This is a genomic window from Cryobacterium breve (genome assembly GCF_027594785.1).
GTDB lineage: Bacteria > Actinomycetota > Actinomycetes > Actinomycetales > Microbacteriaceae > Cryobacterium > Cryobacterium breve_A.
In genome coordinates, this window is the sequence record NZ_CP075584.1 from 1436335 (window position 1) to 1456956 (window position 20622).

The following is a 20622-nucleotide window of genomic DNA, read 5'->3' on the forward strand; positions in this document are numbered from 1 at the left end:
GGCAGGCGCCGGTCAGAGGGACCGGTTGGCGAGCTGTTCGGCGATGTGGTCGGCCTGCCGGATGGCGAGGGCCACGATCGTGAGGGTGGGGTTCGCCGCGGCGCCGGTCGTGAAGACAGAACCGTCGCTCACGAACAGGTTCGGCACATCGTGGGCACGCCCGAACTTGTTCACCACGCCGTCCTCCGGTCGCGCACTCATCCGGCTCGTGCCGAGGTTGTGCGTGGACGGATAGGGCGGGGTGCGGTGCGCCGAGATCGACCCGACCGCGTCGTAGAGCAGCTCGGCCTGGCGGTAGCCGTGGTCGCGCATGGCGACGTCGTTCGGGTGGTCGTCGAAGTTCACGTTCGCGACCGGCAGGCCTGCGGCATCCGTGACCGAGCCGTTGAGGGTGATCCGGTTGGTCTCCTGCGGCATGTCCTCACCGACGATCCAGAGACCGGCAGTGTGGGCGTAGCCGTCGAGGATCGAGGTGAAGTCGCGCCCCCACGAACCCGGGTCCGCGAAGGCTGCGAGGAATGCAGGCCCGAGCGAGAGGGTTTCGAGGTAGTACCTGCCGGCGAAGCCGCGGCGCTCGTCGTGGCGCGCCTCGTCCGCGATGATCCCGGCCATGGTCTCGCCGCGATAGGAGTGAACCGGGTCGGGGAACTGGGCGTAGACGGAGCCGGTGGTGTGCCGCATGTAGTTGCGGCCGACCTGGCCGGAGGAGTTGGCGAGACCGTCCGGGAACAGCGAGCTCGCACTGAGCAGCAGCAGTCGCGGCGTCTCGATCGAATTCCCGGCGACGCACACGATCCGTGCGCGCTGCCGGTGCAGACCGCCGGCCGCATCGAGGTAGAGCACGGCGTCGGCGCGCCCGGTCTGGTCGTGGGTGATCTGCACGGCCTGGCTGAGCGGGCGCAGGTCGAGGTGACCGGTCGCCCCCGCCCGGGGGATCTCGCGCACGAGGGTGCTCCACTTCGCGCCGGACTTGTCGCCCTGGAAGTTGAAGCCGTCCTGCACGGATGCCGGGCGCCCGTCGTACGGCTCGGCGTTCGTCGCGTACGGACCGGTCGCGTAGAAGTTGTAGCCGACCCGGGCGGCGCCGTTCGCGAACACCTTGTAGTTGTTGTTGGCGGGCAGCGCGGCGCGACCGTGCCGGTGCGTCGAGCCCATCGCGATCTCGGCGCGGTCGTAGTACGGAGCCAGTTCGGCGAGGGTGAGCGGCCAGTCGAGCAGGTTCGCGCCGTCGATCGCCCCGTACGTGCTCCGAGCCTGGAATTCGTGGGCGAGGAACCGCGGCGTCGCGCCGGACCAGTGGGTGGTGCTGCCGCCGACCGCCTTGACGATCCAGGCCGGCAGGTTCGGGAAGTCACGCGCGATGCGCCAGGAACCGCTCGTCGTGCGCGGATCGAGCCAGGCCATCTGGGAGAACGCGGCCCACTCGTCGTTGACGTATTCGTCATTCGTGATGTGCGGGCCGGCCTCGAGCACGACGACCTTGATCCCCCGGGCGGTGAGCTCATAGGCGAGGGTGCCACCGCCCGCGCCGGAGCCGATGATGACGACGGCCTCCTCGTCGTGATCGATGGCGGTCATTTCGTCACCTCGTCCCTGGTCGAAGCGGATTCCGCCGGCCCACTCGCCGCACCGACCTGCCGGGTGAGCGGGCCGATCTCGACGTGGTTCAGCTCGCCGGTGTATTCCTCGATCCGCGGCTCCGGGAGCCAGTCGAGGTCGTTGAAGCCGCGGGTGAGGTAGCCGCCCTTGTCGAAGGACGCGCCCTCATAGCCGAGCGCCTCCCAGACCTCCGGGAGGTTGTACAGGGTCAGCACGGTGTTGGCGCGGACGAAGGCGAAGAATTCGGTGTGCTCGATCGCGCGCAGGCGAGCCGTGGCATCCATCGCATTGAGGTCGAGGAAGGCGCCGGCCGGAAGGGTGTCGAGGCTCGCGAGGCCGGACGACAGGGCGAGGAAGTGCCGGGGCGATTTCTCAGCGAGCGCGATCAGGGCGTCTGCGGTCTTCTCGTACGCGGTATCCGGCAGCTGCGCGTGCGGGAATGCGACCCGGATCACGCGCACGAGCAAGACGCGTGCCCGCGGGGGAGTCGAGGAAGGCGCTCGGGGTTTCCGAGGTTTCGAGGAACGTCACTGGTGGTCTCCTTCGGATGGATCGGGATGGATCGGGGCGGGTCGGGATCGGGGTGAGTGGAGCGCGCGACCGCACGACGGCGGCGCGAGGGCCTCACATGGTGCGACCGGGCACGAGGATGCCGCGGCCGACCAGGCGGCCGCTCTCGAGGTCGGCGATCGCGTCGTTGGCGGCCTCGAGCGGGTAGACGGCGGTATGCAGGGTCACCTTGCCCTGCGCGGTGAGGGTCATCAGTTCGACCAGGTCGGTGTACGTGCCGACAAGGTTGCCGATCACGTTGATCTCGCGCGAGATGATCTCGATCGTCGGCAGGCTGACCGTGCCGCCGTAGCCGATCACGTAGTGCGAACCGCGGTTCCGGAGCAGCTTCGGGGCGAGCAGTTCCGCCCCGCGTTCGCCGACGAAGTCGAAGACGATGTGCGCGCCACCGCCGGTGATCTCGGCGACGGCCTTCTCCACCGCCGCATCGCTCGTCGCGAGCACGGTGTGATGGGCGCCGATCTGACCGGCGAGCTCGAGGGCCGCCTCGGAGCGGTCGACGACGGTGATTTCCGCGCTCGTGATCGCCGCGAGGCTCTGCACGCCGATGTGCCCGAGTCCGCCGGAGCCGATCACGACGGCGTGGCTCCCGGGAAAGAGCACCGGGGCGGCCTTCCGCACGGCGTGGTACGCGGTGAGTCCGGCATCCGCCAGCGCGGCCACGTCGCGGGGCTGGAGTGCGGGGTCGAGCTTGACGACGGCGCGCGCGTTCGTGCGCAACACCTCGGCCATGCCGCCGTCGACGTTGATGCCGGGGAACGTGGCGTTCTCGCAGTGCGAGTCCTGGCCCTCCCGGCAGGCGGGGCAGAGACCGCAGCTGGTGAGCGGATGCATGATGACCGTGTCGCCGACCGCGACGTTGTGCACGGCCGAGCCGCAGGCCCGCACCCAGCCGGCATTCTCGTGGCCGAGAATGTACGGCAGGTGCGGGTGCTGGATCGGATCCCACTGGCCCTCGATGATGTGCAGGTCGGTACGGCAGAGTCCGGCGGCGCCGACGTCGACGAGCACGTCCCAGGGGCCGAGGATCTCGGGCTCCGGGACCTCGTCGAGGGTCGGATTCGCGCCATAGGAATGGATCCGGACAGCCTTCACCGTGACCTCCTGTATCCCGCGACTTCGTTCCGGGCGGCAGTGCCCGGTTGCCGCAACCCGGAGGGGCGGCACGAGATGGTTCATACTCTGCGGCACTCGCCCCGGTGGAGAAAGCGCTCCTCTCACCCCGTGAGAAGCGCGCATCCGGTCGGGCCGCCCCTTCCGCGAAATCGGGTGAATCGTCGTTCTGGCCGTGTCCAACCGACGATCCACCCGCTTTCGCGGAAAGCTGCAGGGCCGGTTTAATGGAGCTATGACCTCTTCACCCGTTCTGCAGTTCCACGACGGCCACTCGATCCCGCAGGCTCGGGCTCGGGGTCTACAAGATTCCGGAGGCGGCCGCGGCCGATGCGGTGCAGGTGGCGCTCGAGTCCGGCTACCGGCACGTCGACACGGCGGCGCTCTATGCCAACGAGGCAGGCGTCGGCCAGGGCATCGCCAGGGCAGGACTCCCCCGCGGCGACGTCTTCGTGACGACGAAGGTGTGGAACGCCGACCAGGGCTACGACAGCACCCTGCGCGCCTTCGATGAGAGTCTTGGCAAGCTCGGCCTCGACTACGTCGACCTGTACCTGATCCACTGGCCGGCGCCGCGCCAGGACAGGTACGTCGATACCTGGCGGGCCCTCGAGACGATCCGCGCCGACGGGCGCGCCCGCTCGATCGGGGTGTCCAATTTCCACCCGCACCACCTCGACCGGCTCCTCGCCGAGACCGAGGTGGTTCCCGTGGTGAACCAGATCGAACTGCACCCGTGGCTGCAGCAGGCGGATGCCCGTGCCTACGACGCGGCCCACGGCATCCTCACCGAAGACTGGTCGCCCCTCGCCCGCGGCCGGGCGATCGGTGACCCGACGCTCGAGGCCATCGGCGCACGTTACGGCAAGTCGGCCGCGCAGGTCGTGATCCGCTGGCACCTCGAGCTCGGCGACATCGTGATCCCGAAGTCGGTGACGCCATCGCGCATCCGGGAAAATCTCGACGTCTTCGACTTCGCCCTCGACGCGGCCGACCTCGCCGCAATCGCGACCCTCGACTCCGGAGAGCGCACCGGCCGCGACCCCGACGACCTCGACTGACCCCCACGCCCACGAGCGACCGGCGCCCACGAGCATCCGCGAGCATCCGCGAGAGTACACTTTTGGCCCTTTAAACCTCGGGTTTAAAGGGCCAAAAGTGTACTCTCGCGGAAAGGCGGAGGCGCGGAAACGCGGGCGCTGGGCGCTGGCTACCAGCGCGGGTGGATCTGGGCGCGGAGGAGGCGGTCGTAGATGTCGCGGACGCCGGCGAGGAACTCCGCGCTGAGCGCGGGGACCGACCCGGCCGCCGCGTTGCCCTGCGCCTGCGTGATCGAGCGCGCGCCGGGGATGACGGCGCTCACGCCGTCCTGCTGGGCGACCCAGGCGAGCGCGGCCTGCGCGGGCGTGAGCCCGGCCGGCACGAGGGCGGCGAACTCGGCGGCCGCGGTGAGGCCGGTCTCGTAGTCCACGCCGGAGAAGGTCTCGCCGACGTCGAAGTGGCTGCCGTCGCGGTTGTAGTTGCGGTGGTCGTTCTCGGCGAAGGTCGTGGCGCGGGTGTACTTGCCGGTGAGCAGCCCGCTCGCGAGCGGGACCCTGGCGATGATGCCGACCCCGGCCGCGCGGGCGGCGGGGAGCACGGCGTCGAGCGGCTTGAGCCGGAACGCGTTCAGGATGATCTGCACGGTCGCGGTGCCCGGGCGGGCAATCGCGGCGAGGGCCTGGTCGCAGGTCTCCACGCTGAAGCCGTACGCCGCGATGGTGCCGTCGGCGACGAGGGTGTCGAGCGCGTCGTAGACCTCGCCCGATTCGACGACCGCGCTCGGCGGGCAGTGCAGCTGCACGAGGTCGAGGGTGTCCACGCCGAGGTTGCGACGCGAGCGTTCGGTCCAGGCCCGGAAGTTGGCGAGCACGTAGTTCTCGGCGAGCTGGTCGACGCGGCGGCCCATCTTGGTCGCGACCGTGATCCCGGCGTCTGCGCCGGCGGAGGCGAGATAGCGCCCGATGATCTGTTCGCTGCGTCCGTCGCCGTAGACGTCCGCGGTGTCGAAGAAGGTGACCCCGGCGTCGGCGGATGCCGCGAGCACTGCGGTCGCATCGGCCTCGCTGACGTTCCCCCAGTCCGCTCCGAGTTGCCACGTTCCGAGCCCGATGACGGAGACGGTTCGGCCGGTTCTTCCCAGGGTGCGTGTGTCCATGTCCCCAGCTTATGCGGCGCGCACGACATCGGTCTCGAGGGCACCCTCAACGTGCACGACCTCCTGGTTGCGGAAGTGCCCGATCATCGCGAGGACCACCCCTGCCGATGCCCAGCCGACGAGGACGAGCCAGGGGAACAGGGCATCCGCCGCGGGGAAATACGACAGGTCGCGCAATAACGAGACGGATGCCCCCGGCACGAACCACTGTCCGACCGCACCCCACGGCTCGGGCAGGAACTGCAGCGGCTGGGCCGCCGCCGAGATCGGATTGGCGACAAAGAGGGTGATCACGGCTCCGACGCCGATGCCCGCCGTGCCGATCGCGGCATTCAGCCCGACGATGAGCGAACTGGTCCCGAGCAGGGCGAGGGCGATCGCCAGCAGGTTCAGGACGGCATCCCCCTGGAGCGCGCCGTACCAGCCCTGCATGACCGCCACGATGAGGCACGACGCCAGGATCGTGTACGCCCCGAGGGCGAACAGGCGCCGCCAGGTGCCGACGACGAGCAGGGACACCAGCACGCCGCCGAGCATGCCGCCCAGGGCGAGCGGGAACGCCGCCGACGCGAGGCCGGCACCGCGGGCGTCGGTGGCTGCGAGGGGCACGACATCCGTCACGGACACCGTCACAGCGGGGGGCGCCGGCTGGCCGGCAGCGGCCGCACCGGCTGCCGCGGCCTGGTTGGCCTGGGATTGCACCTGGAGCGCCACGGCCTGGAAGATCTGGCTCAGGGCCGCACCGTTCGCCGAGGCGGTCAGTACCTCGGGCGGCGCACTCAGGACGATGGCCCCGTAAACGTCTCGTGATTCGATCTGCGCCACGGCGTCGGCGCGGTCGGTGGCGGGGGCGACCGTGAAGGTGCCCTCCGCCTCGAGTGCCTCGGTGATCGCCGCGACCTGCGCGGTCGGTCCGGAAACGGCGAGCGGGATGTTGTGCACGGTGCTGGTCTTCGCGGGCCACGTGAAGGCGAGCAGCAGCACGCCGACGATGAGCGCCGCGCCGAGGGCGATGCCGATGGTCCGACCCCATCGCGTGTGCGGCCGCGCCGCCGGGGACTGTGACATGTCTGACTCCTCTGGTGCCGGGTCGCGCCCGGGCCTGTCATTTCCAGATAAAAAACGAATGTTCGTTCTTTATTGTGCGAGCGCATGGGAGACTTGTCAAGGGTCGGAATCGAAGGGCCCCGACGACGAACGGAGGCTCACGTGCCGAAAGTCACCCAGGAACATCGCGACGCGCGTCGCCTCCAGATTGCCGTCGCCGCCCTGCGCTGTTTCGCGCGCTCGGGAATCAGGGGCACCACGATGGCCGACATCATCGCCGAATCCGGACTCTCCGCCGGGGCGATCTACGGCCACTTCGCGAGCAAGGAGGACATCGTCCGGGCGGCCTCGAGGGAGATCCTCGAGAACCGGATCGCCGAGGTCTCCGAGCTCGCCGCCCTCAGCCCCCTCCCTGCGCCGGGCGCCGTGCTCAACGCCATCCTGACCGGCGTCCGCCGGGATGTCGGCGACCCGCGCATTCTGGTGCAGGTCTGGGCCGAGGCCATGACGGACCCGGTGCTGCACGCGACCGCGTCAGACACCATGCTCGCGTTCCGTGCCCTGCTAGCCGAGTACCTCACGGACTGGTTCGTCGAACACGGCGTGCCCGACGCCGAGGCCCGTCCGAGGGCTTCCCGTTACGCGCCGTTGATGATCTCGCTCATCCAGGGCTTCATCGTGCAGTCGGCGATCATCCCCGATTTCGACGGTGACGGCTACCTCGAGGCGATCGAGGGATTCGCCCTGTCCTGAACCGGAGTCGCGGCGACCTCGCCGGTTGCATCCTCGTCGATCACAGCAGCGAGTTCCCTGGCGAGGCGCGGCCGGATCAGATGGTCGTTCGCCTCCACGCGGTGCATCGCGACGTGGCGCATCCGCTCGATCACGGTCAGGCTGCCCGACTGGATGAACGCGTCGAGGCTGCCGTAGACCACGTCGACGGGCACGCGCAGGATCGCGATGTCGCTCACGAGGGTCTGCGATTCGATGCAGTGCTCGAGGGACTTCACGAAGGGGGTCCAGTTGCGTTCGGTGATCTCGAAGATGCCCTTGGGCAGCATCCGCGAGATGATCGCCGCATTCGTGATCGTGCGCTCTTTGTTCTCGCGCAGGAACGCGTACACGCGCAGGTACACGTTGACGCGGGCGCGCACCCAGCGGTCGCCGATTTCCGACGGCGAGAGGTAGACGGGCGGTCCGACCAGCACGACGCGTGAGATCCGGGTGCGGCGATCGAACCGGGTCACCGGCGACGCAGCGAGCCTGGCGACGATGAGGCTGCCGAGGGAATGGCCCACGAGCACGAACGGCTCGCGCAGCCGGAGCGAGCGGATCGTCGCGGCGAGCGCCTCGACGTGGTCCTCGAGCCGATACTCGCAGCCCTCAGGGGCAGGCGAATCACCGAAGCCGAGGATGTCGACGGCGATGACCCGGTGTCGCGGGGTGAGCAGCGGGACCAGTTCCCGGAACGTCACGGACGAACTTGCGATGCCGTGCACGAGGATGACGACGGGCCCGGTGCCTTCATCCGTCGCGATATGCAGGAGGGGCGGGCGGCGTCGACGGAACCGATCCCTCATCGCCGCCCACCATCCCATGACTCAAGTATCTTCGCGCAGGTCTTCCTTGAAGTCGTTGGTGGCCTTCGTCGCGTCGCGCTCGGCCTCGGCGTGCTTGACGCCGGCCTCCGCGCGCTTGACCTCGGCATCCGCCTTGATCTCGTCGACCTTGTCTTCGATCCGGTCCTTGGTGTCTTCGAACGTGCGGCTGATCTTCTGCCCGGTCGCGTCGAGGGCGTCCTTGGCGTTCTCTGCGAATCCCATGTTTCCTCCGTTGTATCTCGAATGTGTCTCATGGAGCGTGCGTGTCACGGAGCGCGCGTCTCGTGGACCGCGGGTCGCGTGGCACTCGGCCGGCGGTGCGTGGCCGATAATTCGACACTAACGGCTGCGCCCGCACCGAGACGGGATTGTGATTCGACTCCCAGACGGCGTCCAGACAGTGGCCTCCGGGAGCGCCATACAGTTGCCCCATGAAACGTTTTCCCGCCGCAGCGGCGCTCCTCGCCGCCGTGCTCCTGCTGGCAGGATGCTCCGCCTCCGGTTCGTCGAACGATGCCGGCTCGTCCGTGACGAACCCCGGAACCGGCGCCTCAACGGGCGACGGGACGACCAGGGATTCCGGGATCGTCGGGGCCCCGCAGGTCGGAGACGCCTCCGGGAACGCCGCAGCGGGCACCGTCGCCGGCAGTACGAGGGAGGTCACCTCGGGCCAACGGGACGTCGTCATGACGGGGTCGATGTCGATCACCGCAAAGGACCCGATCAGGGCGACGCAGGACGCGGTGACGATCACCGAGCAGGCCGGTGGACGCGTCGACAGCCGCACCGAGAACCCGGCGACCGACAACCAGCAGGCGAGCGCAACGCTTACCCTCCGCATCCCGGCCGACGCCCTGGACCGCACGGTCAGCGACCTGAAGAAGCTCGGCACCCTGAATTACGTGTCGCTCAACGCCTCGGATGTGACCCAGCAGACCCAGGACCTCGACGCCCGGATCACCGCCCTGAAGACCTCCGTCGACCGGCTGCTCGCACTGATGCAGCAGGCGACGACGACGACAGACCTCGTCACGATCGAGGGCACACTCTCCCAGCGGCAGGCGGACCTCGAAAGCCTGCAGTCGCAGCGTAATTTCCTGTCCGATCAGGTCGACTTCTCGACGATCACCCTCTCCTTCTATTCGACGGGAACCGTCGCACCGGGAGCGCCCGGCGATTTCTGGACCGCGATCGGGGCCGGCTGGGCGGCCCTGGTCGGCGCGCTCGGCTCCGCGCTCCTCGGCATCGGCTATGCGCTGCCGTGGATCGCACTCCTCGGCGTGACCGCGCTGATCGTGATCCTCATCGTGCGGATGTCCCGGCGGAAGGGCAAGGCTGCTTAGGCTTGGGGGGTGACCCAATCCACCCCCCACCGCTCCTCGCCGGACCCCACAAAGGTCCGTCGCACGGATGTCTGACGCCACCGTCAGCATCGGGGTCTTCGACAATGCGGGCTACACCCGCGCGGTCCTCGACCTGACCATGCGCCTCGCCGAGGTCATCTTCGCCGCCGGGGCGGGCGCAGAGGATGCCACCGCCGCGATGGAAGCAATCACCCGCGCCTACGGCCTCAAGGGCACCGAGGCGAACGTGACGCACACGATCATCGCCCTCACCCACGAGGACCCGGGCACGCACGAGTCGATCACCCGCAGTCGCAACGTCAAGTACCGCTCGCTCAACTACGGCAAGCTCACCGCGACGAGTGAGCTGATCGCCGAGCTCATCGAGAATCCCATCGATGTCGCCGACGCGCGCAAGGCCCTCGCAACCATCGTGAGCGCCCGGCCCCAGGTCACCGCGCTCTGGCGCCGGCTCGGCTGGAGCCTCGTCGGCGCCGGCGCCGCCGTGCTGATCGGCGGCGGGCTCACCGTGCTCATCGCCGCGTTCGTCGCGACCTTCTTCATCGACCTGATCACGACGGCGCTCGACCGGCGGCAGGTGCCGGTGTTCTACCAGAACGTCGTCGGCGGGGCGATCGGCCCGATGACGGCGGCGGTCGTCGCCCTCGTCGACCCCTCCGCGAATCCCTCCCTCGTCGTGATCGCGACGATCATCATGCTGCTAGCCGGGGTCACGACCTTCGGCGCGGTGCACGACACCCTGTCCGGCTTCTACCTCACCGGAACCGCCCGGATGATGGAGGCGCTCCTCATCACCGGAGGCCTCGTGACCGGCGTCGCGGGGGCATCGCTGCTCCTCGCCCGCTTCGGCCTCGTGCTGAGGGTGAACGGCAACGTCGCGTTGACGTTCGCCGACGTGGCCGCGTTGCTCGCGGCATCCGTCGTCATCGTCGTGGGCTTCGCGCTCGCGGTGCAGGTGCCGTGGCGGGCGTACTGGGTGGTCTGCCTGCTCGGGGCGCTCGCCGAACTCCTCTACCTCGGCGGCACGAGCGCGGGCTTCGGGCTGGTCTGGTCGTCGGCGGCCGCGGCCGTCGGCGTGGGCCTCGCCGCGGCGCTCACCTCGCGGGTCGTGCGCACTCCCCCGCTCGTCATCGTCGTGACGGCGCTCGTGCCGCTCGTGCCGGGGTTGACCCTGTTCAGCGGCCTGCTGCAGCTCTCCGACGGCAATATCGACGGCGTGCTCAGCATGCTGACCGCCGGGGCCGTAGCGGTGGCGCTCGCGGCGGGGGCGATCCTCGCGCAGTACCTTGTTCAGTTCGTCTGGGGTCCGGCACGCAGGCTGCAGCGGCGCTTCGTCGGTCCGTTGATGGCGCTGCCGGTGCGGCTCAGCCGCAGTCCGGGCAAGCGCATCTAGCGAGGATCGCGCTTGCCCGGTCGGGTGCGGTTCGGGTCAGTTCGGGACGTCGGCCTCGCCGGTCTCGTCGTGGAGGTCCTCGACGTAGCGGTACGAGATCGGTTCCTCGGTGACGTGCCCGAGCTTGAAGACACGTCGCACGATCTGCCCGTCCTCCTCGACTTCGAGGGTGACCTGCTTGGCATATTCGCCGTTGACATATTCAAGTTCGTGTTCGGTTCCCGCGGCGATCGGGTTGGCGCCGAAGAAAATCGCCCGGTAAGTGCCGTTCTCGCTCATATTCCCTCAATCCCTCAGGTGGCTGGTCGCACTCAGCCTACGACCGGTTCGCGCTGGCACAAGGGCCGGGCCTGGCGGATGCCGTTCCCAGCGATTCCGCGTAGGGTCGAAGAAGACGATGCCGCTGGGGCTCGGGTCGAAGGAGTGCACATGGCTGACAAATCACCCAAGAAGGACGCGACCAAGAAGGTCGCCGGAAAGTCTCTCAAGGAGAAGCGTGCCGACAAGCACGCCAAGTCCAACGAGACGGCAGAGAAAGCACGCAAGGCGTAGTCTCCGCCCGATTAGATTTACGAAAGTTCCATTGCAGCCAGGGTGCTGCTCCGCTTCGGCGGGGCGGCACCCTGTTTTCGTTAACCCTTGTCGATCAGGATGCCGTCGGCGGCCAGTGTCGCCGATGTCGCCGAGAGTCGCCGCTACGACGGCGACTCTCGGCGCGAATGGCGACACTGGACGGGGGGGGAGCGGCGGGGGCGTGCGGTCGGGCGGGTCAGACGGCCTCGAGCACGCTCACGTAGTTCGCGACGCCGACGCCGCCCATGTTCTGCACGAGCGCACGGCGTGGCGCATCGAGCTGCATGTCGCCCGCGGTGCCGGTGAGCTGCATCGCGGAGACGACGTGCTGCGACACCCCGGTCGCCCCGACCGGGTGGCCCTTGGCCTTGAGGCCGCCGGAGATGTTGACCGGGAGCCGGCCGCCGCGGTATACCCAGCCCTCTTCGACGGCGCGGCGGCCCTCGCCGGGCGGGGTGAGTCCCATCGCCTCGTACATGATCAGCTCGGCGATCGTGAAGCAGTCGTGCACCTCGGCGAAGTCGAGCTCGTCGAGTCCCACGCCCGCCATCCGGAGGGCGCGTTCGAACGAGATCCGGGTGGCCGCGAACGCCGTGGGGTCACGGCGGGCGGCGGGCAGGAAGTCGTTGGCCTGGCCGAAGCCGGTGAGCCGTACGGGATCGGTCGCGGCTCCTGACCGGTGGGAGGCGCCGGCGCTGCCGCCGGTCGTGAGCACGATCGCTGCCGCACCGTCGGAGACCGGGGAGCAGTCGGTGCGGCGGAGCGGCCCGGCCACGATCGGGTTCTTCTCCGAGACGGTGCGGCAGAAGTCCTCGCCGAGGTCCTTGCGCAGCTGGGCGAAGGGGTTGGCGACGCCGTTGCGGTGGTTCTTGGCCGCGATGGAGCCGAGCACGTCGCCGACGTCGCCGTAGCGCTCGGCGTATGCCTCGGCCACGACCGCGAAGAGGCCGGCGAACCCGGTCGTCGACGGCTGCCCGGCCATATCGTAGTCGGCGCCGAGCAGGGCCGATCCGACGAGCTCGGACGAGGCATCCGTCATCTTCTCCGCCCCGATCACGAGCACGGTGCGGGCGGTGCCGGCGAGCAGGGACTTGACGCCCTGCTGGAACGCTGCCGAGCCGGACGCGCAGGCGTTCTCGACCCGGGTGGCTGGCACGTACGCGAGCGCCGGGTCGGTCTGCAGTGCGAGCGAGGACGCGAAGGCGAGCGGGACGAGCCCCGAGTTGAACTGGCCGAGGTAGATCTCGTCGATCTCGCCGGCGTCGACACCGGAGTTCGCGATCGCCTCGCCGGCGACCTGCACGATCAGGGTCTCGAGGGTGTCGTCGCTGAGCTTGCCGAAGCGACTGTGCCCCCAGCCGGCGAGGAGGACGTCGGTGCCGAATTGTTCCTGAAGGCTCACAGTCGCACTGCTTTCTGGTCGGTTGCGGTGTCGTGGGGGACGAAGGATGCCGCGGGCTGGACTATCCGGGTGTCGTCCGCCTCCGAAGCGGTGAAGTCCGGCTCGGTGCAGGCGCGGAGCTCCTCGACGGTGACCCCGGGGGCGCGGCGGCGCAGCACGAGGCCGGTCTCGGTCACGTCGAAGACGGCGAGGTCGGAGATGATCCGGTTCACGACCCGGACGCCGGTGAGCGGCAGGCTGCACTCGGTCACGATCTTGGCGGCGCCGTCCCGCGCCACGTGTTCGGTCAGCACGACGACCCGCGGGGTGCCCGCGACGAGGTCCATCGCGCCGCCCATTCCCTTGATCATCTTGCCGGGGATCGTCCAGTTGGCGAGGTCTCCGCTGCCGGACACCTGCATCGCACCGAGGATCGCGACCTTGACATGACCGCCGCGAATCATGCCGAACGAGGTCGCCGAGTCGAAGATCGATCCGCCGGGCAGGATCGTCACGGTCTGCTTGCCCGCGTTGACCAGGTCGGCGTCTTCGTCGCCCGCCCAGGGGAAGGCGCCCATGCCGAGCAGCCCGTTCTCGCTCTGCAGCGTGACCGACACGCCTTCCGGCAGGTTGTTGGCGACGAGCGTCGGGATCCCGATGCCGAGATTGACGTAGTCGCCGTCCTTCAGTTCTCCGGCCGCGATCGCGGCCATCTCGTCTCTGGTCCAAGCCATGGTGTTCTCCCGGGGAGTGTCGAACGGGTGGATGTGCTGGGTGGAGGTACGGGGTTGAGGTGACGCCGGCGGCTCAGGCGGGCACCGCGACCGGGGAGCTCGCGCACGGTGCGCTGCTCGATCGGCTTGGTGCGGGCATGCGCCTGGACGAGGCGCTGCACGTAGACGCCCGGCGTCACGACGTCGTGCGGGTCGATCGCACCGCGCGGCACGATCTGCTCGGCCTCTGCGATCGTGACGACCCCGGCGGTCGCGACGAGCGGGTTGAAGTTGCGGGCCGTGTACCGGTAGACGAGGTTGCCCTCCGTGTCGGCGCGCCAGGCATGCACGAGGGCGACGTCGGCGACGATGCCGCGCTCCTGCACGTAGCGGATGCCGTCGAACACCTCGTGGGGCTTGCCCTCGGCCACGAGGGTGCCGACCCCGGTCTTCGTGTAGAACGCGGGGATGCCCGCACCCCCGGCCCTGAGCCGTTCGGCGAGGGTGCCCTGAGGGCTGAACTCGACCTCGAGCTCGCCAGCGAGAAGCTGCTCGGCGAAGAGCCGGTTCTCGCCGACGTACGACGCGATCACCTTCCGTACCTGCCCGGTTTCGAGCAACCGGCCGAGGCCGATCCCGTCGACGCCCATGTTGTTCGAGACGACGGTGAGATCGCGCACACCGGATGCGCGCACCGCGTCGATCAGGTCGGCGGGAATCCCGCAGAGGCCGAAACCGCCCACCGCGAGCACGATCCCGTCGTGGAGCACGTCACCGAGTGCATCGGCCGCGCTCACCAGAACCTTGGACATGGTCGTCTCCTCATTGAGCAATCATTGGGCATTCTCAGCGTCCACCCTGTGGACACGTTGACTGACGGCCATGCTAACCGGGCAACGAAGAGCCTGTCAATCGCCAGAAACCGATCATATTGTTGCGCATCCACAGCGTGAACACTAGGCTCACAGGCATCCACATTATGGACATAGAGGGGCACACATGACGAAGGATGCTGCACAAGCTTCGGGCGGCGCCGTGCAGGGCGCCCAGGTCACCGGCCGGATCGCCCTCTTGCTGCGGCTCGTGGGCCGCGCACCGGCCGGGGCCCTCATCTCCGATCTCGTGCGCGACTCCGGGCTGACCCGTCCGACCGTGCACCGGCTGCTGGCCTCCCTCGCGGCCGAAGGGCTGCTCGACCACGATCCCGTGCGGCACACCTGGCACTACGGACCCGAGATCTTCGTGATGGGGGTCGTCGCCGCCGAGCGATACCCGATCGAGGAGCTCGCCCGGCCGAGCCTGCGCCGGCTCGCCGAGGAGACCGGAGAGAGTGCCTTTCTCTCCATCCGCCGTGGCGCGGAAACGGTCTGCCTGCTTCGCGAGGAAGGCAGCTTCCCGATCCGGTCCTTCGTGCTGCACGAGGGCGTGCGGTTCCCGCTCGGCGTCGCCTCGGCCGGGCTCGCGATCCTCGCCTACCTGCCAGAGCCGGAAGTGACGGCGCTGCTCGACGGTTCGCTCGCGGAAACGTGGGGTCCGGCGCACACAGCGGCGGGCATCCGCTCGAACCTCGAACAGACCCGCACGACCGGGTACGCGGTCAATCCGGGACTCATCCTCGAGGGCAGCTGGGGCATGGGAGCCTGCGATCTTCGACCGGTCCGGCCGGCCGGCGTGGGCACTGTCACTGACCGGGATCGAGCCCCGGTTCCGGCCGGAGCGGCAGGAGTTCCTCGGCCGGCTGCTCCTCGAGGAGGCGAACCGGATCACCCAGGAACTGCAGAAGCCCGGCCTTCCCGCGCACTGAGCGACCGGCCCGGATGGTGGCAGGCTTGGAGGTGGAACGTGCGCGGGCCGAGTCCTCGCCGGACTCACGACGAGTGCAGGCTTCGTCCGGGCTTCGCCCCGGAAACGACAAACGGACCGGGGCCGATGGGCCACGATCCTTCTGTCTTGCCGGTGGAGCTAAGGAGATTCGAACTCCTGACCTTCTCATTGCGAACGAGACGCGCTACCAACTGCGCCATAGCCCCCAACCGCTTATGAAGAATATCACGCGTTGGGCCCCGTGCTGAGCACACCCGGCACGGGGCGCACTCCCGGCAGACCGCGAAAGGTGCGCGGGCGCCTACCCGGCGCGGCGGCGGCGCAGGACGGCGTCGAGGTCGGTCATTCCCGGCTCGGTTTCGCCGACGATGCCCATGGATGCGAAGCGGCTGACCGGCGCGGCGGCCGGGGCCTTGCCCGCGACGGCGACCGGCCCTGTCCTCGTGACCGGCCGTGTGCCCATGTTGCCGCTCACGTTTGCACCCACATTGCTGCCCAGGCTGCTGCCCGCGGCGAGGATCGTCCCGGTGTGCCGGAGCGGCGTGACGGCGACCTGCAGCTGTTCGGCACGGCGGGCCACCTCGGCCTCCGCGGCGGCGCGGCGGAGCCTGAGCGGCGGCATCCGCTGAGGCCATGGCCGCCTGGGCGACGGTACCGGGGGCGAGGTGCAGGGGGCGTGGGAGCGGACGCGGCGTCCAGGTCTGCACGACCGCGGGAGTCTCCTCGAACTGAACGGGCTCGAAGTCCTGCCCAACGAGCGGCCGGGATCTTTCCGCGGCGAAGGCGGGGCGCGCGGCGACGGCGCGGGCCTTCGCGTGCGCGCTCGTGCGGGCGAGGCGGTTGAGGGTGCCGAAAGCGAGCGAGCCGAAGACCGCGCCCCCGGCGAGGAGCACGGCCGAGCCGCCGGAGACCAGCGTGACGAGGCCGAGGGTGATGGCGACGAAGCCGCCGAGGAGCACGAGGGTCGCGACGGCCCGCAGTCGACGCACGCGCCGGTTCCTGGCCGCTGCGTGCCCGATGACGGTGGACTGGGCGGCGCGGTGAGCGGCGGCCCGCTCCGCGGCGACCCGCGCGACGGCGGCGCGGTCTGCGGCAGCCTCGGCGGCGACCGCTCGACGGGCCGAACTCGCGGCGGCCATCACGGCCTTCGCTTCGACGCGGGCGTCCTCCTCGGCTTGCGCGAGCAGCTTCTGTTGCGTGACGACTGTGCGAGCGCTCGCCTCGAGGTGAACCTCCTGTGGAATCTCGGAGGTCTCAGCGAGGATGCGCATGGTCTGCTGCAACCGAACCGCATTGCGTTCGGTCGTGACATACTGGCGCCGTCGGGTCCAGGTCGGCATCAAATAGGCCACCCAGAGCACGGCGGCGACCCCCACCATGACTCCCCCACCCAGGACCTCGCTACTCATGCTCCCTACGGTATGAGTCTGGGGCCGTTCCGGCGCTGATTAGACGGGGTGTGTCCGCCGACTCGCCGGGGAATCGGCGATTCTTTTTGCGGTGCGACGGTATCCGGCGCTCCCCGGGCGCTCTCCGGTGGTTTCGCGGTGGTTTCGCGGTGGTTTCGCGGTGGCTCAGTACTCGGTGACGCCGAGCGGATGTGCCGCCGCTGCCCGGTCGGCCGGGGTCACGGCTGCGGCGTCGGCGGGGGCTGCGCCGTCACGCCAGCGGCGCAGCACGCCCTGGCGCACTTCCTCGGCCACGAGGGCGAAGCAGAAGTGGTCGCGCCAGTCGCCGTTGATGTGGATGTAGCGGCGGCGGAGGCCCTCGTAGCGGAAGCCGAGCTTCTCGACCACTCGGAGGGAGGGGCCGTTCTCCGGCCGGATGCAGATCTCCATCCGGTGCAGCCCGAGCTGCCCGAAGCAGTAGTCCGTCGCGAGGGCGACAGCGATCGGGGTGATCGAACGACCGGCGAATTCCTCGGCTACCCAGTAGCCGATCGTCGCGCTCGACAGCGAGCCCCAGCTGATCGAGGAGACGTTGAGCCTGCCCGGCCAGCTGTCCCTGGAATTCGATCACGAACGGGAGGCCGTTCCCGGTCCGCGAGTGCGAGAGAAGACTGCGGATGCTCGCGCGGGTGTCGAAGGACATCGGAGCGTACGGGCTGGTCGCCTCCCAGGCGCGCAACCAGCCGCGGTTCTCCATCAGGGAGCGTTCGAGGTTTTTGTCATCGCGCAGCCGGATGGGACGCAACGTCACATCACCGTCGAAGAGCGTCGGAATCGCGATCGCCACAACCTGCCTGTCTACTCGGATTCAACTGGTGTTCCCCCACTGTAGTCACCCGGATCAGTCCTGTGATCCGGATCAGTCGAGGGTGGCGGCGAATCCCTTGAGCCACGGACGCAGGCCGGGACCGAGGTCTTCGCGGTCGACGGCGAGCTGCACGATGGCCTTGATGTAGTCGAGCCGGTCGCCGGTGTCGTAGCGGCGGCCGCGGAAGATGACGCCGTAGACGCCGCCCGTGCTCTCGGGGTTCACGGCCATCTCCTGCAGGGCGTCCGTCAGCTGGATCTCGTTGCCCTTGCCCGGTTTCGTGTGCTCGAGCACGCCGAAGACCGAGGGGCGCAGCACGTACCGGCCGATGATGGCCAGGTTCGATGGGGCATCCTCTTCGGCGGGCTTCTCGACGAGGCCGGTGATGCGCACGACATCGGGGTCGTCGGTCGCCTCGATCGCGGCACAGCCGTAGAGGTGGATCTGCGAGGGCTCGACCTCCATGAGGGCGATGACGCTCGTGTTGCGCTCGACCTGCTCGGTGAGCATCTTCTCGAGCAGCGGATCGCGGGCGTCGATGATGTCATCGCCGAGGAGCACGGCGAAGGGCTCATTGCCCACGTGCATCTTCGCACGCAGCACGGCGTGGCCGAGGCCGAGCGGGTCGCCCTGGCGCACGTAGTGGATGTCGGCGAGATCTGTGGCGAACTGAACTTTGGCGAGGCGGTCCTTGTCGCCCTTCTGGATCAGGACGTCCTCGAGCTCGGTCATCCGGTCGAAGTGGTTCTCCAGGGCATTCTTGTTGCGCCCGGTGATCATCAGGACGTCGTTCAGGCCGGCCGCGACGGCCTCTTCAACGACGTACTGGATCGCCGGTTTGTCGACGACGGGAAGCATCTCCTTCGGCATCGCTTTCGTGGCCGGGAGGAAGCGAGTTCCCAGACCAGCGGCGGGAATGACGGCTTTCGTGATGCGTGTACCCATGATCCCTACGTTATCGGCATCTAGGATGACTTATATGGACTCCGAGACCGTTCACCGAAAGCGGGCGCTCCGCGCCGAACTGCGTGAGCGCCGGCAGAACCTGACGTCGGTCGAGACGGATGCCGCGACCGCGGGCTTCACCGCGAACCTGCAGAGCATCGTGGTCGACCTCAGCGCTCGCTCCATTTCCTGCTACCTGTCCGCCAGGAACGAACCCAATACCCGCCCGTTCGTGAACTGGGCAGAGGCCCAGGGTATCCGGGTGCTCTTCCCGGTCTCCCGGGACGACGGCCTGCTCGACTGGACCGTCGGAGAGGACCAGACCGAGTTCCCCGGCGTCTCCGGAATGCCCGAACCCGCGGGCAGCCTGCTCGGGCCGATCGCCATCAACGACGTCGACCTGATCATCGTTCCCGCTGCCGCCGTCGACGCGACCGGGCTGCGGATGGGCTGGGGTCGTGGCTACTACGACAAGACGCTCGGCTCTATGGAGAAATGCCCTCCGGTCTACGCCGTCATCTTCGACAACGAATACGTCGACTCCGTGCCGCGTGAAGTGCACGACCAGCCCGTCGACGGTCTGGTCACGCCCACGCGCATCATCACCTTCTAACTCATCCACCCTCAATTCCACCTATTTCAATCGGGGATCCCGGCGCGTGCCGGGCTCCCACAGCCGGAGTTTCAGTGCCTACCTATTCCTACCGTTGCACCGAGTGCGACACCACGTTCGACATCCAGCAAGCCTTCACCGACGACACGCTGACCGTCTGCCCGACCTGCGGCGGCAAGCTGCGCAAGGTGTTCTCCTCGATCGGCGTGAGCTTCACCGGTTCGGGTTTCTACCAGAACGACTCCCGCTCGGACGCGAAGGCGGCCCTGCAGGCGCACCCGAAGAAGCACGCCAAGTCGCACGCAGACACCGCGTCGCACGGCGAGAAGGGCTCGCACTCCGACAAGGGTTCCGACAAGCCCAAGAAGGCCGAGAAGTCGGAGAAGAAGTCGGCCGGGGCATCCGCCGGCTCGTCGTCTCCGCTACCATCTTCAACGAGCTCGGCGCAGACAACGAGCTCGGCCCCGTCGGCCAAATCTTAATCCGCCACATCTCAAGGAGGATCCCCATGATCCAGGGCTTCAAGGAATTCATCATGCGCGGCAACGTGATCGACCTCGCGGTCGCCGTTGTCATTGGCGCGGCGTTCACGGCCGTGGTCAACGCCATCGTCACCGGGATCTTCAACCCGCTGATCGCGGCGATCTTCAACGCGGAGGACATCTCCAAATCGATGAACGTTGCGTTGCCCGGCGGAGGCAGCCTGTCCTTCGGGCTCGTGCTCGCGGCGATCATCAACTTCCTGCTCATCGCGGCCGTCGTGTATTTCGTGTTCGTGATGCCGATCAACAAGCTCAAGGAGGCGCAGGAGCGCCGCCGTGCGGCAGGCCTGCCGCCGAAGGACGCGACCGTCCCCGCGACCGAGCTCGACCTGCTCACCCAGATCCGCGACCTCCTCGCCGCGGACGCCGCCAAGCCCGGCACCGGCCAGTCCCCCAGGTAACTCTCCAGCGGTCTCCCCCGAACCAATTCGACGGAGTTTTTGCCCGGAAAGCGCTTAGATCGCGCTCCCACGCGCCGCAAACCCCAAAAACTCCGTCGAATTCGTTAGGGCGCGGGGCTGGCAGGTGCGGCGACGACGGATGCCGGACGTGGGCTACCAGTGCGGCGGGCGGTCCTGACGCAGCTGGGCCTCGTTCGCGCTCCGTGACGGCTCGGTTCCGGCGACGTGCGGTGCGACGCCGCCCTCCTCGCGCAAGACCGGCGGGTGCGGGTTCGGGTCGGTGTCCGGCGCCGGCGTCAGTCGCGCCCGGCGGGCTCCGCCGCGGGCCTTCACGACCGACTGGCGCGGCGCTGACGCTGGGTTCGCCGGATCGAGTCCGTGCGACCGGTCTGCGGCGCTCTCCGGAGTCTCGACCCAGTCGTCGGTGTCTTTCACGACATGTCCTTCATCACACGTCTTCCCTGAAGAACACAGCCGTCTCGAGGGCGCG

The 20622-nt window shown here is 68.7% G+C and carries 22 protein-coding genes, 1 tRNA gene and 3 pseudogenes; 10 read left to right on the top strand and 16 right to left on the bottom strand.

Features of this window, described 5'->3' with window-relative positions:
• Positions 1–12: 12 nt before the first annotated feature.
• From KIV56_RS06960 to KIV56_RS06970, 3 genes are all read right to left on the bottom strand, one after another.
• On the bottom strand, positions 13–1578 hold the full coding sequence (locus tag KIV56_RS06960) for a GMC family oxidoreductase (protein ID WP_281535674.1): 1566 nt from the start codon (positions 1576–1578) through the stop codon (positions 13–15).
• A complete protein-coding gene (locus tag KIV56_RS06965; protein WP_281535675.1) occupies positions 1575–2054 on the bottom strand; it encodes a hypothetical protein in 480 nt (159 codons plus the stop codon). The genes KIV56_RS06960 and KIV56_RS06965 overlap by 4 nt, the downstream gene beginning before the upstream one ends.
• Before the next feature lie 169 nt (positions 2055–2223).
• On the bottom strand, positions 2224–3264 hold the full coding sequence (locus KIV56_RS06970; RefSeq protein WP_281535676.1) for an NAD(P)-dependent alcohol dehydrogenase: 1041 nt from the start codon (positions 3262–3264) through the stop codon (positions 2224–2226).
• 359 nt (positions 3265–3623) lie between these two features.
• On the opposite strand from KIV56_RS06970, the gene KIV56_RS06975 reads away from it, so the two are divergent.
• A complete protein-coding gene (locus KIV56_RS06975; RefSeq protein ID WP_348648494.1) occupies positions 3624–4343 on the top strand; it encodes an aldo/keto reductase in 720 nt (239 codons plus the stop codon).
• 149 nt (positions 4344–4492) lie between these two features.
• On the opposite strand, the gene KIV56_RS06980 is transcribed toward KIV56_RS06975, so the two are convergent.
• A complete protein-coding gene (locus tag KIV56_RS06980) occupies positions 4493–5479 on the bottom strand; it encodes an aldo/keto reductase (RefSeq protein ID WP_281535677.1) in 987 nt (328 codons plus the stop codon).
• Positions 5480–5488: 9 nt separating this feature from the next.
• Entirely contained in the window at positions 5489–6547 is a 1059-nt protein-coding gene (locus KIV56_RS06985; protein WP_281535678.1) for an ABC transporter permease, read from the bottom strand.
• A gap of 141 nt (positions 6548–6688) precedes the next feature.
• Here KIV56_RS06985 and KIV56_RS06990 point away from each other — a divergent pair, with 141 nt between their 5' ends.
• Positions 6689–7279 (top strand): TetR/AcrR family transcriptional regulator, encoded by a 591-nt coding sequence (locus tag KIV56_RS06990; protein WP_281535679.1) that lies wholly within the window; start codon positions 6689–6691, stop codon positions 7277–7279.
• Here the strand turns inward: KIV56_RS06990 and KIV56_RS06995 are convergent.
• Positions 7243–8106 (bottom strand): alpha/beta fold hydrolase, encoded by an 864-nt coding sequence (locus tag KIV56_RS06995; RefSeq protein WP_281535680.1) that lies wholly within the window; start codon positions 8104–8106, stop codon positions 7243–7245. The two genes, KIV56_RS06990 and KIV56_RS06995, sit on opposite strands and share 37 nt — an antisense overlap.
• Positions 8107–8127: 21 nt before the next feature.
• Positions 8128–8349: a hypothetical protein gene (locus KIV56_RS07000; protein WP_281535681.1), complete on the bottom strand. Its 222-nt coding sequence runs from the start codon at positions 8347–8349 to the stop codon at positions 8128–8130.
• A 209-nt stretch (positions 8350–8558) separates the two neighbouring features.
• Between KIV56_RS07000 and KIV56_RS07005 the strand changes: the two genes are divergently transcribed.
• Both KIV56_RS07005 and KIV56_RS07010 read left to right on the top strand, forming a co-directional pair.
• Positions 8559–9470: a DUF4349 domain-containing protein gene (locus tag KIV56_RS07005; protein WP_281535682.1), complete on the top strand. Its 912-nt coding sequence runs from the start codon at positions 8559–8561 to the stop codon at positions 9468–9470.
• A gap of 67 nt (positions 9471–9537) precedes the next feature.
• On the top strand, positions 9538–10884 hold the full coding sequence (locus tag KIV56_RS07010) for a threonine/serine ThrE exporter family protein (RefSeq protein ID WP_281535683.1): 1347 nt from the start codon (positions 9538–9540) through the stop codon (positions 10882–10884).
• Positions 10885–10920: 36 nt separating this feature from the next.
• On the opposite strand, the gene KIV56_RS07015 is transcribed toward KIV56_RS07010, so the two are convergent.
• The gene (locus KIV56_RS07015) at positions 10921–11163 is read right to left on the bottom strand and encodes a hypothetical protein (RefSeq protein ID WP_281535684.1); all 243 of its coding nucleotides are present in this window, start codon (positions 11161–11163) and stop codon (positions 10921–10923) included.
• Between the two features lie 150 nt (positions 11164–11313).
• On the opposite strand from KIV56_RS07015, the gene KIV56_RS07020 reads away from it, so the two are divergent.
• Positions 11314–11436 carry a hypothetical protein gene (locus KIV56_RS07020; protein WP_255453709.1) on the top strand — a complete coding sequence of 41 codons (123 nt, stop codon included), beginning with the start codon at positions 11314–11316 and terminating at the stop codon, positions 11434–11436.
• Positions 11437–11653: 217 nt separating this feature from the next.
• Here KIV56_RS07020 and KIV56_RS07025 read toward each other — a convergent pair whose 3' ends face one another.
• The 3 genes and pseudogenes from KIV56_RS07025 to KIV56_RS07035 all read right to left on the bottom strand — a co-directional run.
• Positions 11654–12859: an acetyl-CoA acetyltransferase gene (locus KIV56_RS07025; protein ID WP_281535685.1), complete on the bottom strand. Its 1206-nt coding sequence runs from the start codon at positions 12857–12859 to the stop codon at positions 11654–11656.
• The gene (locus tag KIV56_RS07030; RefSeq protein WP_281535686.1) at positions 12856–13572 is read right to left on the bottom strand and encodes a CoA transferase subunit B; all 717 of its coding nucleotides are present in this window, start codon (positions 13570–13572) and stop codon (positions 12856–12858) included. Before KIV56_RS07030 ends, KIV56_RS07025 begins: the two co-directional genes overlap by 4 nt.
• 98 nt (positions 13573–13670) lie before the next feature.
• Positions 13671–14363, bottom strand: a pseudogene (locus KIV56_RS07035) (CoA transferase subunit A); the annotation flags it as partial.
• Between the two features lie 187 nt (positions 14364–14550).
• On the opposite strand from KIV56_RS07035, the pseudogene KIV56_RS07040 reads away from it, so the two are divergent.
• Positions 14551–15355 (top strand): annotated as a pseudogene (locus KIV56_RS07040) (IclR family transcriptional regulator).
• A 153-nt stretch (positions 15356–15508) separates the two neighbouring features.
• Here the strand turns inward: KIV56_RS07040 and KIV56_RS07045 are convergent.
• Positions 15509–15581: transfer RNA gene (locus KIV56_RS07045), tRNA-Ala, on the bottom strand.
• 95 nt (positions 15582–15676) lie between these two features.
• A complete protein-coding gene (locus tag KIV56_RS07050) occupies positions 15677–15997 on the bottom strand; it encodes a hypothetical protein (protein ID WP_281535687.1) in 321 nt (106 codons plus the stop codon).
• A 193-nt stretch (positions 15998–16190) separates the two neighbouring features.
• On the opposite strand from KIV56_RS07050, the gene KIV56_RS07055 reads away from it, so the two are divergent.
• Entirely contained in the window at positions 16191–16823 is a 633-nt protein-coding gene (locus KIV56_RS07055; protein WP_281535688.1) for a hypothetical protein, read from the top strand.
• Positions 16824–16949: 126 nt separating this feature from the next.
• Here KIV56_RS07055 and KIV56_RS07060 read toward each other — a convergent pair.
• Positions 16950–17610: pseudogene (locus tag KIV56_RS07060) on the bottom strand (GNAT family N-acetyltransferase).
• A gap of 72 nt (positions 17611–17682) precedes the next feature.
• Positions 17683–18576: a UTP--glucose-1-phosphate uridylyltransferase GalU gene (gene galU / locus KIV56_RS07065; RefSeq protein WP_281535689.1), complete on the bottom strand. Its 894-nt coding sequence runs from the start codon at positions 18574–18576 to the stop codon at positions 17683–17685.
• Between the two features lie 34 nt (positions 18577–18610).
• On the opposite strand from galU, the gene KIV56_RS07070 reads away from it, so the two are divergent.
• From KIV56_RS07070 to mscL, 3 genes are all read left to right on the top strand, one after another.
• On the top strand, positions 18611–19189 hold the full coding sequence (locus KIV56_RS07070; RefSeq protein ID WP_281535690.1) for a 5-formyltetrahydrofolate cyclo-ligase: 579 nt from the start codon (positions 18611–18613) through the stop codon (positions 19187–19189).
• Positions 19190–19263: 74 nt separating this feature from the next.
• Positions 19264–19671, top strand: a complete 408-nt coding sequence (locus tag KIV56_RS07075) for an FmdB family zinc ribbon protein (RefSeq protein ID WP_281535691.1) — start codon at positions 19264–19266, stop codon at positions 19669–19671.
• A 26-nt stretch (positions 19672–19697) separates the two neighbouring features.
• Positions 19698–20132 carry a large conductance mechanosensitive channel protein MscL gene (gene mscL / locus KIV56_RS07080; protein ID WP_281535692.1) on the top strand — a complete coding sequence of 145 codons (435 nt, stop codon included), beginning with the start codon at positions 19698–19700 and terminating at the stop codon, positions 20130–20132.
• A 153-nt stretch (positions 20133–20285) separates the two neighbouring features.
• Here mscL and KIV56_RS07085 read toward each other — a convergent pair whose 3' ends face one another.
• Complete coding sequence (locus tag KIV56_RS07085; RefSeq protein WP_281535693.1) at positions 20286–20567, bottom strand: hypothetical protein; 282 nt, start codon at positions 20565–20567, stop codon at positions 20286–20288.
• Between the last annotated feature and the right edge of the window lie 55 nt (positions 20568–20622).

What these genes read in the sequence shown, in the direction of transcription:
- KIV56_RS06995 (WP_281535680.1), bottom strand. Translation starts at nt 8,106, where the DNA reads ATGAGGGATCGGTTCCGTCGACGCCGCCCGCCCCTCCTGCATATCGCG.
- KIV56_RS07070 (WP_281535690.1), top strand. Translation starts at nt 18,611, where the DNA reads ATGGACTCCGAGACCGTTCACCGAAAGCGGGCGCTCCGCGCCGAACTG.
- KIV56_RS07000 (WP_281535681.1), bottom strand. Translation starts at nt 8,349, where the DNA reads ATGGGATTCGCAGAGAACGCCAAGGACGCCCTCGACGCGACCGGGCAG.
- KIV56_RS07005 (WP_281535682.1), top strand. Translation starts at nt 8,559, where the DNA reads ATGAAACGTTTTCCCGCCGCAGCGGCGCTCCTCGCCGCCGTGCTCCTG.
- KIV56_RS06985 (WP_281535678.1), bottom strand. Translation starts at nt 6,547, where the DNA reads ATGTCACAGTCCCCGGCGGCGCGGCCGCACACGCGATGGGGTCGGACC.
- KIV56_RS07050 (WP_281535687.1), bottom strand. Translation starts at nt 15,997, where the DNA reads ATGCCGCCGCTCAGGCTCCGCCGCGCCGCCGCGGAGGCCGAGGTGGCC.
- KIV56_RS06980 (WP_281535677.1), bottom strand. Translation starts at nt 5,479, where the DNA reads ATGGACACACGCACCCTGGGAAGAACCGGCCGAACCGTCTCCGTCATC.
- KIV56_RS06960 (WP_281535674.1), bottom strand. Translation starts at nt 1,578, where the DNA reads ATGACCGCCATCGATCACGACGAGGAGGCCGTCGTCATCATCGGCTCC.
- mscL (WP_281535692.1), top strand. Translation starts at nt 19,698, where the DNA reads ATGATCCAGGGCTTCAAGGAATTCATCATGCGCGGCAACGTGATCGAC.
- galU (WP_281535689.1), bottom strand. Translation starts at nt 18,576, where the DNA reads ATGGGTACACGCATCACGAAAGCCGTCATTCCCGCCGCTGGTCTGGGA.
- KIV56_RS07010 (WP_281535683.1), top strand. Translation starts at nt 9,538, where the DNA reads ATGTCTGACGCCACCGTCAGCATCGGGGTCTTCGACAATGCGGGCTAC.
- KIV56_RS07015 (WP_281535684.1), bottom strand. Translation starts at nt 11,163, where the DNA reads ATGAGCGAGAACGGCACTTACCGGGCGATTTTCTTCGGCGCCAACCCG.
- KIV56_RS07030 (WP_281535686.1), bottom strand. Translation starts at nt 13,572, where the DNA reads ATGGCTTGGACCAGAGACGAGATGGCCGCGATCGCGGCCGGAGAACTG.
- KIV56_RS07020 (WP_255453709.1), top strand. Translation starts at nt 11,314, where the DNA reads ATGGCTGACAAATCACCCAAGAAGGACGCGACCAAGAAGGTCGCCGGA.